15 protein-coding genes are annotated in these 15,699 nt (G+C 67.9%); 6 read left to right on the forward strand and 9 right to left on the reverse strand.

Going from position 1 to position 15,699, the window contains the following annotated elements; all coding sequences use genetic code 11:
- The first annotated feature begins 325 nt into the window (after positions 1–325).
- Complete coding sequence (gene thiC, locus AC6CR5_RS18290; RefSeq protein ID WP_006389952.1) at positions 326–2,239, forward strand: phosphomethylpyrimidine synthase ThiC; 1,914 nt, start codon at positions 326–328, stop codon at positions 2,237–2,239.
- Between the two features lie 198 nt (positions 2,240–2,437).
- Here the strand turns inward: thiC and AC6CR5_RS18295 are convergent, their stop codons facing one another.
- The 7 genes from AC6CR5_RS18295 to gpmA form a co-directional block, all read right to left on the reverse strand.
- Complete coding sequence (locus AC6CR5_RS18295; RefSeq protein ID WP_006389951.1) at positions 2,438–3,850, reverse strand: FAD-binding oxidoreductase; 1,413 nt, start codon at positions 3,848–3,850, stop codon at positions 2,438–2,440.
- On the reverse strand, positions 3,847–4,566 hold the full coding sequence (locus tag AC6CR5_RS18300) for a FadR/GntR family transcriptional regulator (protein WP_020926015.1): 720 nt from the start codon (positions 4,564–4,566) through the stop codon (positions 3,847–3,849). Before AC6CR5_RS18300 ends, AC6CR5_RS18295 begins: the two co-directional genes overlap by 4 nt.
- Positions 4,567–4,654: 88 nt before the next feature.
- Positions 4,655–5,845 (reverse strand): GGDEF domain-containing protein, encoded by a 1,191-nt coding sequence (locus AC6CR5_RS18305; RefSeq protein ID WP_045952950.1) that lies wholly within the window; start codon positions 5,843–5,845, stop codon positions 4,655–4,657.
- A gap of 139 nt (positions 5,846–5,984) precedes the next feature.
- Positions 5,985–6,740, reverse strand: coding sequence for a HesA/MoeB/ThiF family protein (locus tag AC6CR5_RS18310; RefSeq protein ID WP_006389948.1), 756 nt, complete (start codon positions 6,738–6,740; stop codon positions 5,985–5,987).
- Positions 6,737–8,182, reverse strand: coding sequence for a S41 family peptidase (locus tag AC6CR5_RS18315; protein WP_006389947.1), 1,446 nt, complete (start codon positions 8,180–8,182; stop codon positions 6,737–6,739). The genes AC6CR5_RS18310 and AC6CR5_RS18315 overlap by 4 nt, the downstream gene beginning before the upstream one ends.
- A gap of 61 nt (positions 8,183–8,243) precedes the next feature.
- Positions 8,244–9,833, reverse strand: coding sequence for a murein hydrolase activator EnvC family protein (locus AC6CR5_RS18320; protein ID WP_421721693.1), 1,590 nt, complete (start codon positions 9,831–9,833; stop codon positions 8,244–8,246).
- Between the two features lie 5 nt (positions 9,834–9,838).
- Positions 9,839–10,591, reverse strand: coding sequence for a 2,3-diphosphoglycerate-dependent phosphoglycerate mutase (gene gpmA, locus AC6CR5_RS18325; protein ID WP_006389944.1), 753 nt, complete (start codon positions 10,589–10,591; stop codon positions 9,839–9,841).
- A 161-nt stretch (positions 10,592–10,752) separates the two neighbouring features.
- On the opposite strand from gpmA, the gene AC6CR5_RS18330 reads away from it, so the two are divergent.
- The 5 genes from AC6CR5_RS18330 (at position 10,753) to AC6CR5_RS18350 (ending at position 14,223) form a co-directional block, all read left to right on the forward strand.
- Positions 10,753–11,175: a rhodanese-like domain-containing protein gene (locus AC6CR5_RS18330; protein ID WP_006389943.1), complete on the forward strand. Its 423-nt coding sequence runs from the start codon at positions 10,753–10,755 to the stop codon at positions 11,173–11,175.
- A 50-nt stretch (positions 11,176–11,225) separates the two neighbouring features.
- Positions 11,226–11,495 carry a glutaredoxin 3 gene (gene grxC / locus AC6CR5_RS18335; RefSeq protein WP_006389942.1) on the forward strand — a complete coding sequence of 90 codons (270 nt, stop codon included), beginning with the start codon at positions 11,226–11,228 and terminating at the stop codon, positions 11,493–11,495.
- A gap of 49 nt (positions 11,496–11,544) precedes the next feature.
- The gene (secB, locus tag AC6CR5_RS18340) at positions 11,545–12,087 is read left to right on the forward strand and encodes a protein-export chaperone SecB (RefSeq protein WP_026382145.1); all 543 of its coding nucleotides are present in this window, start codon (positions 11,545–11,547) and stop codon (positions 12,085–12,087) included.
- A gap of 18 nt (positions 12,088–12,105) precedes the next feature.
- Positions 12,106–13,155, forward strand: coding sequence for an NAD(P)H-dependent glycerol-3-phosphate dehydrogenase (locus tag AC6CR5_RS18345; protein WP_047992067.1), 1,050 nt, complete (start codon positions 12,106–12,108; stop codon positions 13,153–13,155).
- A gap of 72 nt (positions 13,156–13,227) precedes the next feature.
- Positions 13,228–14,223: a Bug family tripartite tricarboxylate transporter substrate binding protein gene (locus AC6CR5_RS18350; protein WP_498084799.1), complete on the forward strand. Its 996-nt coding sequence runs from the start codon at positions 13,228–13,230 to the stop codon at positions 14,221–14,223.
- A gap of 85 nt (positions 14,224–14,308) precedes the next feature.
- Here the strand turns inward: AC6CR5_RS18350 and AC6CR5_RS18355 are convergent, their stop codons facing one another.
- The gene (locus tag AC6CR5_RS18355) at positions 14,309–14,779 is read right to left on the reverse strand and encodes a tRNA (cytidine(34)-2'-O)-methyltransferase (RefSeq protein WP_006389938.1); all 471 of its coding nucleotides are present in this window, start codon (positions 14,777–14,779) and stop codon (positions 14,309–14,311) included.
- A 131-nt stretch (positions 14,780–14,910) separates the two neighbouring features.
- Positions 14,911–15,660, reverse strand: a complete 750-nt coding sequence (locus tag AC6CR5_RS18360; protein ID WP_498084800.1) for a ComF family protein — start codon at positions 15,658–15,660, stop codon at positions 14,911–14,913.
- Positions 15,661–15,699 lie beyond the last annotated feature (39 nt).

Here is a 15,699-nt window from a genome sequence, read left to right on the forward strand (position 1 = left end):
GGCGGACCGCCGGCTGACGTGAAAAAGTGTACAGAACCTGTATGGCACTGTCTCCGCAGACTGATTCCAAATGTAAACCGGTACTACCAGCGTGCGCCGCCCCGCTGCGGCGGCGCAGCATGGCCGCTATTCGCCTGGCGGCCGGGCAGGCTCTATACTTCGCTTTCGCGCAGGGGTACTCGTCGCGCCAGAACGGCCCGACGTGTTGAGAGAGTCCCTTCGTACCAGTACGGATAATGCCGATGCTGGGAGCCGTATTCCCGCCATGCCCGCATGGCGGGAGTCCATTCCCGATCGGCTCCAAACCATTCGCTTGGAGCTTTCCATGAACGCCAATCCCAAATTCCTGGCCGCCACCGCCGAAGTCGACGCGGCCGCGGTCGCCCCGTTGCCCAAATCCCGCCGGGTCTACGAGGTCGGCTCCCGTCCCGACATCCGCGTCCCGTTCCGCGAGATCGAGCAGGACGACACGCCCACCATGTTCGGTGGCGAAAAGAACCCGCCGCTGACCGTCTACGATTGCAGCGGCCCCTACACCGACCCCGACGTCAAGATCGACATCCGCCGCGGCCTGCCGGAAGTGCGCCGCGCCTGGATCGACGAGCGCGGCGACACCGAAGTGCTGTCGGGTCCGACCAGCGAGTACGGCAAGCAGCGCCTGACCGATCCCAAGCTGACGGCCATGCGCTTCGACCTGCAACGCCCGCCGCGCCGCGCGGTGGCCGGCGCCAACGTCTCGCAGATGCACTACGCGCGCCGCGGCATCATCACGCCCGAGATGGAATACGTGGCGATCCGCGAAAGCCTGCGCCGCGAGCACTACCTCCAGACGCTGCGCGACAGCGGTCCGGACGGCGAGAAGATGGTCAAGCGCCTGCTGCGCCAGCACCCGGGCCAGTCGTTCGGCGCCGCCATCCCTGCCGCCATCACGCCGGAATTCGTGCGCGACGAGATCGCGCGCGGCCGCGCCATCATTCCCGCCAACATCAACCACCCGGAAGTCGAGCCGATGGCGATCGGCCGCAATTTCCTGGTCAAGATCAACGCCAACATCGGCAACTCGGCCGTCAGTTCAGGCATCGGCGAGGAAGTCGAGAAGATGACCTGGGCGATCCGCTGGGGCGGCGACACGGTCATGGACCTGTCGACGGGCAAGCACATCCACGAAACGCGTGAATGGATCATCCGCAATTCGCCGGTGCCGATCGGCACGGTGCCGATCTACCAGGCGCTGGAGAAGGTGGACGGCAAGGCCGAGGAACTGACCTGGGAGATCTTCCGCGACACGCTGATCGAGCAGGCCGAACAGGGCGTGGATTACTTCACGATCCACGCCGGCGTGCGCCTGCCGTTCATTCCGATGACGGCGGACCGCATGACGGGCATCGTTTCGCGCGGCGGCTCGATCATGGCCAAGTGGTGTCTGGCGCACCACAAGGAAAGCTTCCTGTACGAGCGCTTCGAGGAAATCTGCGAAATCATGAAGGCCTACGACGTCAGCTTCTCGCTGGGCGACGGCCTGCGCCCGGGCTCGGGCTATGACGCCAATGACGAAGCCCAGTTCGCGGAACTGAAGACGCTGGGCGAGCTGACGCAGGTGGCCTGGAAGCACGACGTGCAGGTGATGATCGAAGGCCCCGGCCACGTGCCGATGCAGATGATCAAGGAAAACATGGAGCTGCAGCTGGAACACTGCCACGAGGCGCCGTTCTACACGCTGGGCCCCCTGACGACCGACATCGCGCCGGGCTACGACCACATCACCTCGGGCATCGGCGCGGCGCTGATCGGCTGGTACGGCACGGCGATGCTCTGTTACGTGACGCCCAAGGAACACCTGGGGCTGCCGAATAAGAAGGACGTGAAGGACGGCATCATCACGTACAAGATCGCGGCGCATGCGGCGGACTTGGCCAAGGGCCATCCGGGCGCGGCGATCCGCGACAACGCGCTGTCCAAGGCGCGCTTCGAGTTCCGCTGGGACGACCAGTTCAACCTGGGCCTGGATCCGGATACGGCCAAGGAGTTCCACGACGAGACGCTGCCGAAAGACTCGATGAAAGTGGCGCACTTCTGCTCGATGTGCGGGCCGCACTTCTGCAGCATGAAGATCACGCAGGATGTGCGCGATTACGCGGCGTCGCAGGGCGTGAGCGAAAAAGACGCCCTGCAGAAAGGCATGCAGGAGAAGTCGATCGAGTTCGTGAAGAAAGGCGCCGAGGTTTACCACCGGCAGTGATGTTCTGAACGGATTCCCCATTTGCCGGACTGGCCGCTGATGGCGGTGGTCCGGCAGCCGTGGGGGGAGATGAAAAAGGCCTGGAAGCGCTGCTCCAGGCCTTTTTTATTATCCGCGGTGCTTTTTTGCGGAGTTGGTCCGATCTTTGATCGCGCGCGGTGAGGTCCTTGAAACGCCCGCCGACAAGCGCAAGAAAAACTACAGCAGCTTCCCGGGGTTCATGATCCCCTTGGGATCCAGCACCCGCTTGATCTCCCGCATCAACCGCAACTCCACCGCATCCTTGCTATGCAGGAAGTGGTCGCGCTTGAGCTGCCCGATGCCGTGTTCCGCGCTGATGCTGCCCCCGTACCGGTTGACCTCGTCGAGCACCGCGTCGGTGATCGCGGCGCCGTGTTCGGCCACCCAGCCGCGCTCGGCGCCGGCGGGACGCGAGAGGTTGTAATGCAGGTTGCCGTCGCCGAAGTGGCCGAAGATGAAGGGGCGGATGTCCGGGTACAGCGCGCGTACGCGCGCTTCGGCGGAAACCATGAAGTCGGGGATGCGTTCGATCGGCAGCGACACGTCATGCTTGAGATGCGGACCGTCGGCGCGCTGCGCTTCGGAGATTTCCTCGCGCAGTTTCCACAGCGCCTGCAACTGGGCCAGCGAGGCCGAGACGGCGGCATCCAGGCACAGGCCGCGTTCGAGCGCGGTGCCGATCACGTTTTCCAGCAGCGCGGTCAGGGCGGCTTCGTCGGCGGTGTCGGCCAGTTCGACCAGCACGTAGGCCGGATAACGTTGGTCGAACGGCTCCTGCACGCCCGCGGCATGGGCCAGGACCAGGTCGAGGCAGTCACCGGAAAAATACTCGAAAGCCTGCAAGCGGGCGCCGCATTGTTCGAACAGGATTTCGAACAATTGCAGGGCCTGGGCCGGGGATTCGACGGCGGCCAGCACCACGGAACGCACGTCGGTGCGCGGGAACAGGCGCAGCGCCACGGCGGTGATGACGCCGAGCGTGCCTTCGGAGCCGATCAGCAGCTGCTTGAGGTCGTAGCCGGTGTTGTCCTTGCGCAGGGTGCGCAGGCCGTTGAAGATCTCGCCGTTGGGCAGCACCGCTTCCAGGCCCAGCACCAGTTCGCGCGCCATGCCGTAGCGCACCACGTTGACGCCGCCGGCATTGGTGGCGACGTTGCCGCCGATCTGGCTGGAGTCCTCGGCGGCCAGGCTCAAGGGCAGCAGCCGGCCGGCGTCCTGCGCCGCGCGGCGCAGGTTGCCGAGGATGCAGCCGGCTTCGGCGACCATCGTGTTGGCGACGGTGTCGATGGCACGCACGGCGTTCATGCGGTCCAGGCTGAGGACCACGTTGATGGGCGCGGCATCGGGCGTGGCGCCGCCACACAGGCCGGTGTTGCCGCCGCGCGGCACCACCGGCACGCCGGCCTCGTTGCAGAGCGCCAGGCAGGTGGCGACCTCGGCGGTGGTGCGCGGGCGGACCACCGCCTGGGCGTGGCCGTTGTACAAGCCACGCCAGTCGGACAGCCAGGGCGCGATGTCGTCGCTGGCGGTGAAGACGGTGTCGGGGCCCAAAGCCTGGACCAGGCGCTGGGCGATGTCGGTTGTGGTCATGATGTCTGCCTGGAGGCGGGAAAGAGGGAATCGAGGCGCAGGCGGCCGGCAGCCTGGCGCAGGTGGCGTTCGGCCGTCAGCCGCGCGCGCGCCGCATCGCGGTCGCGGATGGCCTCGAACACGGCGACGTGTTCGTGGTGCACGGCATCCGTCATGCCGGCCAGTTGGCGGCTGTTGGCGCGCGCGGTGCTGACAGCCAGGCGCAATTGCAGATTCAGGTACTGCAGCAGGTCCTGGTAGAACGGATTGTGGGTCGCGGCCGCGATCGCCAGGTGGAAGGCGATGTCGTGTTCGACTCCATGTTCAGGATGGTGCTGGTGCCGTTCCAGGTCGGCCAGGGCGCGAGCCAGGGCGTCCAGGTCGGCGGCGTTGCGGCGCTCGGCCGCCAGCGCGGCGGCGCCGCCTTCGAGTTCCATGCGCAGTTCGTAGACGCTGGCAAGTTGTTCGCGGCTGACGGCGATGTCGACCGGCACCTGGAAGCCCTGCGCACCGGTGCGCGCCAACACCACGCAACCCGACCCCTGGCGGCTCTGGATCAGGCCCTGGGCCCGCAGGCGCTCGGTGACTTCGCGGATGACGGCGGCGCTGACGCCGTACTGCTCGGCCAGGATGCGGCCGGACGGCAGCTTGGCGCCCACGGGATAGACGCCATGGGCGATGTCGCCCGCGATCTGGCGGGCGACCTGTTCGGTGAGGGTCAGGCTCTTGGTCAGCATAGGGGCGAAGTATAACCCGTACTTTTCAGGTTATCTGATAACTTTTGGCAGTCCCTTCCGTGTCCGGTCGGTGCGGACCCGCCGCGCTTCAGGCGGCCGCGGCGGCGTCGCCGGGCCGCAGCGCGTCCTCGGCATCCGGCAGGCCGGCGACGGAACAGCGGCGGCCGCCGCGGGCCTTGGCGCGGTACAGCGCGGCATCGGCGGAATCCAGCACCGCCTGCGCCTTGCGGTTGGCGCCGGAGATGATCGAAATGCCGATCGACAGCCCGACGCTGACGCGCGTGCCGTCGGCCAGCACGATGGGCTGGCTGGCATCATGCAGCAAGTGGTTGCCTAGCCGCAGCGCGGCGGTGGCGTCGATGCCGGTGGCCAGCACGATGAATTCGTCGCCGCCGATGCGGGCGGCCACGTCGTCCACCCGCAACATGGCGCGCATGCGCTGTGCGATGGTCTTGAGCACTTGGTCGCCCGCGGCATGGCCGTGGGTGTCGTTGATGATCTTGAAGTCGTCCATGTCCATGTAGAACAGCGCGGCGGCGCTGTCATGCTCGCGCGCGCTGGTGCAGATGCGCTCGAGCGCCGCTTCCAGGCCGGCGCGGTTGGCAAGGCCGGTCAGCGCGTCCTGGCTGGCGCGGCGCTCGTTCTCGCGCTCGGCCAGCATGGTGGACACCAGGATGCGCCGCAGCCGTTGCGAAGCGATGCTCATGCTGACCAGGTAGAACGGGATCTGGATGAAGACGATGGCGGTGACGTATTCGCCGGCGAACAGCGCGCCCAGGCACATCGGCCCCAGGCTCAGGAATATCATCGCCGCCACCAGCCGCGGCGCGCCGTAGTTGCGAAAACAGATGCCGCCCGCCATGGCGCCGCAGGACACGCCGGCCAGCGTGGCGGCCAGCCAGTCATGGTTGAGGAACGTGACGAAGACCCCATAGCCGACGCTGAACGCCCACAGCAGCGCCAGCACGATGTAGACGTCGGTATGGGTGCTGCCGCCGCGGGCGGCATTGCGCAACGCCGAACGCAGGACGGTGACGCGCACCACGGCCAGCAGGATCTCCAGGATCAGCCAGGAAATATAGAGCGGCTCGGGCCGGCGCCAGGCGACCACGCCCGAGATCATCAGGGTATTGATGACGCCGCCGGCAAAGATCGGCAACGTGCCGAACAGACTGGCGATCAAGGCGGCGCGGATGTCCGCGGGCGTGTCCTGCCCGGAATGCGTCAACCAACGGGTCAGCCGCCACTTGGGCAGGCTGAAGCTCAATCCTGTGTCCACACCGTTACGTCCAAAGCTGGCTGCCACGGAGCGGCAGGCTGGCTGGCGTTATAGCAGGTATTTCAAGCCTTTAATATTGTCCGCGAGGGCAATGACGGGCCGCTTTAAAAGGGGTCGGGATATGCCGATGACGGTCGGATCAGTGCCCGCGCGCGCCACAGACCGCGCACTCGGGATCACGCTGGACATTGACGCTGCGCCACTGCATGGTGCGCACGTCCAGCCATAGCAGGCGCCCCGACAGGCTCTCGCCCACGCCGGACAGCAGCTTGAGGGCCTCGGCCGCCTGCATGCTGCCGATGATGCCAACCACCGGCGCAAACACGCCCATGGTGGCGCAGTTGGCCTCTTCGACGTCGTCCGCCTCGGGAAACAGGCAGTGGTAGCACGGCGCGTCCGGATCGCGCAGGTCGTAGACGCTGACCTGGCCATCGAAACGGATGGCGGCGCCAGACACCAGCGGCTTGCGGTGCTGCACACAGGCGCGGTTGATGGCGTGGCGGGTGGTGAAGTTGTCGGTGCAGTCCAGCACCAGGTCGGCCTGCGCCACCGCGTCGGACAGGGCCTGGCCCTGCAGCCGCTCGACGCGGGCATGCACGCGGGTCTGGGGATTGAAAGCCGCCAGCATGTCGCGCCCGGACTCGGCCTTGGGCCGGCCCACGCTCGCGGTGGTGTGGAGGATCTGGCGCTGCAGGTTGCTGAGCTCGACGACGTCGTCGTCGGCCAGCGTGATCTCGCCGACGCCAGCGGTGGCCAGGTAGAGCGCGGCGGGCGAACCCAGCCCACCCGCCCCTACGACAAGCACACGCGCCGCCAGCAGTCTTTCCTGCCCTTCGATACCCAGCTCGTCGAGCAGGATGTGGCGGGCGTAGCGCAGCAGTTGCTCGTCGTTCATTTGTCCTTGCTGGGCTCGACTCCGGTCGGCGTGATCTTCATGCGCTGGGCGTTGCCGGCGCCGGGCTTGGCGTCGGCCTTGGCCTGGGCGCGGGCCGAGCCCTTCTGCACCGGCTTGCCCGCCAGCAGGTTGATCGCCTGCTGCAGCTGGAAGTCATCCTTGCCGCCGAACTCGAACACCTTGGTCGGCACGTCGACGTTGTCCTGCTCGGAGTTGGACTTCACTTCGTTGGCCGTGCCCGGGTTCGACAGGTGGCGCTGCAGGTCGGCTTCGCGCGGCAGGCGGAACAGGTCGCCGTCGGCGGTATCGGCCACGACGTAGTCGGGCTCGATGCCGGTGGCCTGGATTGAACGGCCGCTGGGCGTGAAGTAGCGCGAGGTGGTGAGCTTGACCGCGGTGGTTTCCGACAGCGGCAGGATCACCTGCACCGAACCCTTGCCGAAGGTGCGGTTGCCCAGCACCTTGGCGCGCTTGTGGTCCTGCAGCGCGCCGGCCACGATCTCGGAGGCCGAGGCCGAACCGACGTTGACCAGCACCACCATCGGCACGGTCTTGGTCCAGGCCGGCAGGCCCGACAGGTAATTGCTTTCGCCGCGGGCGTATTCCGACGGGGTCGCCAGGTACTTGTGGCGGGCGTCGGGGGTACGGCCGTCGGTCGAGACCACCAGGGCGTCGGCCGGCAGGAACGCGCCGGACACGCCGATGGCGCTGGTCAGCAGGCCGCCCGGGTCATTGCGCAGGTCGAGCACCAGGCCCTTGGGGGCTTCCTTGGCGCCCAGGTCCTTGAGCTGCTTGGCCAGGTCGGCACCGGTCTTTTCCTGGAACTGGGCGATGCGCACATAGGCCACGCCGTTGTCCAGCATCTTGCTGCGCACGCTGCGCACCTTGATGATGTCGCGCACGATCTTGAGCACGATCGGCTGCGGCCGGTCGGCGCGCATGATGGTCAGCGTGATGGGCGACTTGGGAGCGCCGCGCATGAGCTTGACGGCGTCGTTCAGCGACATGCCCTTGGTGGGCGTGTCGTCGATCTTGATGATGAGGTCGCCGGCCATGACGCCCGCGCGCGCGGCGGGGGTGTCTTCGATGGGGGAGATGACCTTGACGAAGCCGTCCTCGGCGCCGACTTCGATACCGAGGCCGCCGAACTCGCCTTGGGTGGCCGTCTGCATTTCACGGAAGGCGTCGGCATCCAGATACGCCGAGTGGGGGTCCAGGTTCGACACCATGCCGGAAATGGCGTTGTCGATCAGGGTCTTGTCGTCGACCGATTCGACGTAGTTGTTCTTGATGGCCGCAAAGACGTTGCTCAGCTGCCTGAGCTCATCCAGCGGCAAGGGACTGCCGCGCTGGGCGACAGCCGTCACACCCACGCTGAGCAAGACACCTGCCACCGCACCGATGGCAATCAGACCGAAACCACGAAACTTGCGAGTGCCCATGCACACTTCCCGAATTGGTTTTCGCCCTTGGGTTGGCCCCGGAGCGTTTGGCCGTCTGGCTTTACTGGGCCAGCCACTGGGCTGGATCCACAGGAGCGCCGCGATGGCGAATTTCAAAGTATAGGCCGGATTCCACTTGGCCGCCGGTTGCGCCTACCGAAGCAATAGTATCCCCCGCCGCGACGGAATCGCCCACCCGTTTGAGCAGACTTTGGTTGTAAGCATAGACGGTCAGATATTGCTGGCCATGATCCACAATGATGAGATTGCCGAAACCCCGCAGCCAATCGGCGTAGACCACCGTGCCGGGCGCCACCACCTTCACCGGCGTTCCTTCGGGCGCGCGCAGCACGATACCGCGCCAGACGCCGCCATCCGGACGGTCGACCCCGAAACGGCCCTGCACCTGGCCGCGCACGGGTGCCGCCAGGCCATGGCGCAGGCCATTGCCGCCGCCGACCGGCGCGGCGCGCGTCGCCTGTTGGCTGGGCGCGCTGCGGGTTTGAGTGGCGGGCTCTTCCACGGGTTCCGCCTTTTTGGGGGGCTCCGCGGGTTTTGCCGGCGGCGTCTCGGCCGGGCCGGTCAGGCGGGGATGGCGCGAATCGGCCGGGCGCAGGCCGGCGGCGTCGGGATCGGCCACGGCGACCGGGCCACGGCCCTGGCGCGACGCGGCCTCGACCTGTTCGCGGGCGGCGGCGGCCTCGCGCGCGTCGCGGTCGCGCCGGGCGCTGTCGGCCGCGGCCTTGCCGGCGGCCGCCTTGCGGTCGGCTTCCGCCTTCCGGCGGGCTTCCTCGGCACGACGGTCGGCCTCGGCCTTCTTGCGGGCCTCTTCGGCGCGCCGGGCTTCCTCGGCCTTGCGGGCTTCCTCGGCGCGACGCCGCGCCTCTTCGGCCTTGCGGGCCTCTTCGGCCTGCTTGATGATGGCCGCGTCCAGGTCGGTGATCAGGCGCGACAGGCGCTGGTCGTCCCGCCCCAGCTTGTTCGCTTCGGCGCGCTGGGCGGCGATCTGGCCTTCCAGCTGCGCCAGCAGCGTGGCGCGCTCTTTCTGCTGGGCCACCAACGCGGTCTTTTGTTCGGAGGTTTCGGCGACCAGCTTTTCGATCTCGGCGCGGCGGGCATCGGCGCGGCCCTGCAGGGCCGCCAGGCGGTCGATATCGGCGCGCAGCGCCTCGACCGCGCGGGCCCGGGCCTGGGAGACATAATCCAGGTAGCCCAGGTTGCGCCCCAGCACCTGGGGATCATCGCCGGACAGCAGCGCGGTCCAGGGCGACAGGCCACTGGTGTATTGGGTGCGCAGCTGGTCGGCCAGCTCGACCCGGCGCTTGGCCAGCACGGCCTGCTGGGCCGTGATCTGTTTTTCCAGGCCGGACAGGTCGGCCGCCGCCTGGCGGTTGGCCTCGGCCAGTTCCTTCAGGCGCAGGTTGATCCTGGAAATCGCCGATTCCGACTGTTTCAAGGCATCGGCGGCTTCCTTGCGGGCGGCTTCGCGCGTATCGATGTCCTTCTGCAGGTTCTCGATACGGTCGCGCAGCTGCGCCTGCTGCTTCTCGGCATCGGACTGGCGGCCGGCGAGATCGTTGGACACGGCGCCCGCCGGCAGCACTCCACCGGCCAGCATGACCGCCAACAACCACCCCGCCATGCGCACCATGGATATCAGTCCTTCTTAGCCTTGCCCTGGGCCGCGACGGCGGCCATGGCCGCCTCGATCTCGGCGGCATCGCCCAGATAATAGTGGCGGATGGGGCGCAGGTCATCATCCAGTTCATACACCAGCGGCTGGCCGGTGGGGATGTTGAGGTTGACGATATCGTCGTCCGAGACGTTGTCCAGGTGCTTGATCAGGGCGCGCAGGCTGTTGCCGTGGGCGGCGATGAGCACCTTGCGGCCGGCGCGGATGGCCGGGGCGATGGATTCGTTCCAGAACGGCAGCACGCGCGCCACGGTGTCCTTGAGGCACTCGGTGGCCGGCAGCTGGTCGGCCGGGATCCGGGCGTAGCGGCTGTCGAAGCGCGGATGGCGCTCGTCGTCCAGCGACAGGGGTTCCGGCGCGATGGCGTAGGCGCGGCGCCAGATCAACACCTGCTCGTCGCCGTACTTGGCGGCGGTCTCGGCCTTGTTCAGGCCCTGCAGGGCGCCGTAGTGGCGCTCGTTCAGGCGCCAGTTCACGCCCACCGGCGTGTACATGGCGTCCATGGCGTCCAGGGCGATCCACAGGGTGCGGATGGCGCGCTTGAGCACCGACGAGTAGGCCAGGTCGAAGGTGTAGCCTTCCTTCTTGAGCAGTTCGCCCGCCTTGCGGGCCTGTTCGCGGCCGGTTTCGGTCAGGTCGACGTCGGTCCAACCGGTGAAGCGGTTTTCCAGATTCCACTGGCTTTCGCCGTGGCGCATCAGAACGAGTTTGTGCATGGTTTGGCAGGCGTGTAACGCGGGTTAAAGTTGCGGAATGCGCTCATTTTATAATTGAGCGATTTTGCCCTTGATTTTGCCCCGGCGCACCCGTCGATTTCGCGGCGCGGCGCGTCAGGGTTCGCCCTTACCAGGCTAGACGCCGCACTTCAGGATGCCCCGTGGACCTTCTGCAATTCTTGCTCGATAAAAACAACATCTTCATTGTCGCCGTAACCCTCGTTTCCGGCGTCATGCTGGCCATTCCCGCCCTGCGCAAGGGCCGCACCGGCTCGGCCGTCAGCACCACGGAAGCCATCCAGATGGTCAACCAGCGCCAAGCCGTGTGGGTCGACGTGCGTCCCGCCGAGCAGTTCCAGGCCGGCCACATTGCCCAGGCACGCAGCTTGCCGGTTGCCGACCTGGAACAGAAAGCCGCCTCGCTGCCCAAGAACAAGCCGCTGGTCGTGGTTTGCGACAATGGCCGCGATTCCGCCCGCGCCGCCGCCAAGCTACGCGCGCAGGGCTTTGCCGACGTCGTGCCGCTCGAAGGCGGCATGCGCGCCTGGCTGGCCGCCAGCCTGCCGGTCACCCAGAAGGGTTGAACCGGCGCGGCGCGCCCCCATATTACTGACAGAATCCGCCTGGAGCGCCTATGAACAAAGTTGTCATGTACAGCAAGGACTATTGTCCCTATTGCGCCCGCGCCAAGGCGCTGCTGGAGCAGCGCGGCGTGACCGACCTGGAGATCATCCAGATCGACCGTGAACCCGGCCAGCGCGATCGCATGATCGAACGCACCGGCCGGCGCACGGTGCCGCAGATCTTCATCGGCGATACCCACGTCGGCGGTTGCGACGACCTGATGGCGCTGGACCGCTCGGGCGGCCTGGTGCCCATGCTCAACGGCTCAGGCCCCGGCTGACCGCCTGGCCATTCGCCCCTTTTTGCCCCTCCCACCAACGGAAACACTCATGGCTGATCAAGACCAAAACACCCAGCAAGAAGGCGGCAACGACGCGCCCTCGTTCAATCTGCAGCGCGTCTACCTGAAAGACCTTTCGCTGGAAATGCCGAACGCGCCCCACGTCTTCCTGGAGCAGGAAGCGCCCCAGGTCGAGGTGAGCATCACCGTGGGCGGCCAGCGCCTGGCCGAAACCGTGTTCGAAACCACGGTCACCGTCACCGTCACCACCCGCGTCAACGACAAGGTCGTGTACCTGGTCGAAGGCACTCAGGCCGGCATCTTCGAAGCCGCCAACATCCCCGAAGAGCAGCTCGATCCGCTGCTGGGCATCGTCTGCCCGACGATGCTGTACCCGTACCTGCGCGCCAACATCGCCGATGCGATCACCCGCACCTCGATGCCGCCGCTGCACCTGACCGAAGTGAACTTCCAGGCCCTGTACGAGCAACGCCTGGCGGAACTGCAGCAACAACAGCAAGGCAATGCCAACGGCAATGGCAATGGCAGCGACTCGGGCATCATCCTGCCCGCCAGCGCCACCCGCCAATAAGGCGATCCGCGGCGCCCCATGAACCAACCCACTCCGCCCGGCCTGCGCGTCGCCGTCCTGGGCGCGGGCAGCTGGGGCACCGCGCTGGCGGCGGCCGCGAGCCGCCGCCAGCCCACCGTACTCTGGGCGCGCGATCCGGCGCAGGCCGCCGACATGGCCGCCCGCCATGAAAACGCGCGCTATCTGCCCGGCATTGCGCTGCCGCAGACCCTGACCCTTTCCTCCGATCTCGACGCGACCCTGCGCAGCCTCAAGCAGGACGGCGCGGCGGGATTGATCATCCTGGGCGTACCGGTGGCAGGCCTTGCCGCCACCTGCGCCGAACTGGCGCACCGCCTGCCCGCCCTGGGCCTGCAGGACACACCCATCGTCTGGACCTGCAAGGGCTTCGAGGCCGACACGGCCCGGCTGCCGCATGAAATCGTGCGCGAAGCCCTGCCGGGCGCCATCGGCGGCGCGCTATCGGGCCCGTCGTTTGCCCGCGAAGTCGCGCAGGGCCTGCCCGTGGCGCTGACCGTCGCCAGCGGCAACGCTGCCCTGCGCGCCGCCACCACCCAGGCCCTGCACGGCGCCGCGCTGCGCGTCTACGCCAGCGCCGACCTGGTCGGCGTGGAAGTCGGGGGCGCGCTCAAGAACGTCATCGCCGTGGCCTGCGGCATCGGCGACGGCCTGGCGCTGGGCACCAACGCCCGCGCCGCGCTGATCACGCGCGGCCTGGCCGAAATGACCCGTTTCGGCGTCGCCCTGGGCGCGCAGGCCGAAACCTTCGCCGGCCTGACCGGCCTGGGCGACCTGGTATTGACCGCGACCGGCGAACTGTCGCGCAACCGCCGCGTGGGCCTGGAAATCGGCGCCGGCCGCAAGCTGGCCGACATCCTGGCCAGCGGCGTCACGGCCGAGGGCGTACGCTGCGCGCGCGCCGCGCTCGAACGCGCCCGCGCCATCGGCGTGGAGCTGCCCATCACCGAGGCCGTCTGCGCCGTGCTGTTCGAAGGCGTGGCGCCCATGACGGCCGTCTCCGCGCTGCTGGCGCGCAATGCCCGCGACGAGCACGGCGACGGCGGCTGAATCGCCCGAGCCGCCGGGCCCCATTCCCAGTCTTCCATAACAACACCACGCACGACACCCTGGAGACACCCCATGACGCACACCCGCAAGTTCCGGGTCGGCCGCCTGTTGCGCGGCCTCTGCCTGAGCCTGGCGGCCGTCCTGCCAGCCGCCGCTCACGCCGACTGGCCAGATCGCCCCATCCACATGGTGGTGCCATTCCCGCCCGGGTCGTCGCCGGACATCCTGGCGCGCACCATTTCCGAACCCCTGGCCCAGGCCCTGGGACAACCCATCGTCATCGACAACAAGCCCGGCGCCGGAGGCAACATCGGCACCCGCATCGTGTCCCAGGCCAAGCCCGACGGCTACACCCTGCTCTATACGATCAACGGCCCGCTGGTCACCGCCCCCACGCTCTACAAGAAGACGCTGGGCTATGACCCGCTGCACGACCTGGCGCCCGTGACGCTGGTCGGCACCAGCCCCAATGTGCTGACCGTGCCCGGCAACCTCAGGAACGTGGACTCGGTGCAGGACTTCGTTCGCATGGTGAAGGAGCACGGCAGCTCGCTGAATTACGGTTCCGTCGGCCCCGGCAGCTCGGCCCATCTCGCCATGGAAATGTTCAAGGAACGCGCCGACATCGACATGGCGCACATCCCCTACGCCGGCTTCCCGCAGGTGATCAGCGCCATCATCGGCGGCGACATCCAGGCCGGTTTCATGGTCCCCGCCATCGCCGTACCGCAGACCCGCGACGGCAAGGTCAAGGTCCTGGCCGTCACCAGCCTGCAACCCAGCGACACCCTGCCGGGCATCCCGACCATGGCCGCGCAGGGCTACCCGGGCTTCGAGGCCATCTCCTGGAATGCCATCCTGGCCCCCGCCGATACCCCGACGCCCATCATCGAGCGCCTGAACAGCGAACTGACCCGCATCATCAACAGCGACACGGTCCGCAAGCAGATGGCGCTGCAGTACTTCACCCCCGCCGCCTCCACCCCCGAAGCCCTCACCGTCCGCATCCGCGACGAAAAGGCCCGCTGGGACCAGGTCATCCAGAAACTCAACCTGTCGCTGGACTGACCCCGCCGCCATCCCGCGCGCATGCCAAGGCGCGGCTCGATAACCTGCCCCCGCCAGACGGCGGGGCTGCCAGGCTCATCCAGGCCTAAACGCCGCCTTCATACCCCTGCTGCCGCCAGGCCTCGAATACCGTCACCGCCACCGCGTTCGACAGGTTCAGGCTCCGCTGGCCGGTCCGCATCGGCAATCGCAGCCGCTGCTGCGGCGCAAACAGCGCGTGGTGCTCGGCCGACAACCCGGCGCTTTCCCGCCCGAACACGAACACATCGCCCGGTTCGAAGCGGACGTCGCCCACACTGCGCTGCGCCTGGGTCGTCAACGCGTAGATATGCGAGGCGGACGCGCCGGTGTCGTCCAGCGCCTCCTGCAAGGTGTCGTGCACTCGCACCGGCTGCCATTCGTGGTAATCCAGCCCCGCCCGCCGCATGCGGGCATCGTCGAGCTCGAATCCCAGCGGACGCACCAGGTGCAACTGCGCACCGGTATTGGCGCACAGGCGGATCGCATTGCCCGTGTTGGGCGGGATCTCGGGACAGACGAGGATGACGTGGAACATGGTGAACGAGCGGAAAGACGTTGAAGACGGGCTGGCGGCCGGAGCCGCGTTGGAGCGATTGTCGCCGATTTGGCGGCCCGCTTCCCCCGGCGCTTGGCCGCGCGCGTAAGCCGGCGCAACCACGCGGCGGGTCAGCGGCCGCGCGGCGTGCGCGCCGCCACCAGCACCGTCACGCTGGCCGCCCCCGCCGCCAGCAAGGCGCGGGCGGCGGCATCCGCGGTGCTGGCCGTGGTCATGACGTCATCCACCAGGCCGACATGGCGGCCGCGCAGATCGCGCGGACAATGGAACACCCCGCGCGCGCCGGCCAGCCGCGCCTGGCGCCCCTGGGCCGTCTGCCGGGGCGTTTCGCGCCGCCGCCGCAGCGCCGCCCGCAACCATGGCCAACCCAGTTGCGCCGCGAGACTACGGGCGATCTCGGCCGCCGGGTTCATCCCGCGCCGGCGCAGCGAGGCACGGCTGGACGGCACCGCCACCAACAGCAGCGCTTGCGCCGGCGGCTCGCACCACACCGCATGTGCCAGCAGGCGCGCCAGCACCGGCGCAGCGCTGAGTCGCAACTGGGTCTTGAGCTGGCCGATCAGCGTATCGGCCGGCGCCTCGTAATCGAACGCGGCGATCGTGCGCACGAAAGCCGGCGGCCGCGCCAGGCAAGCGGCGCAATGCAAGGCATCCGGCTCCAACCGCAAGGCGCAGCGCGGGCAGCGCGGCGCGAACGACGCATCGGCGAGGTCGGTTTCGCAGCCCTCGCACAGCCTGGCGCCCGCGACACGCGCTCCGCACAGCGGGCAGTCGCAAGGCACCCGGGCCAGCAGGCGCCGCCCCATGGCCTGTAGGGACAATCGGCCGCCGCGGCCGGGATGGGCAATAATGTGAGCCATCCCCCCATGAAATCATGATCCGCCCGCGGCGCCGACCCG

This window comes from Achromobacter sp. EG18 (assembly GCF_059759395.1).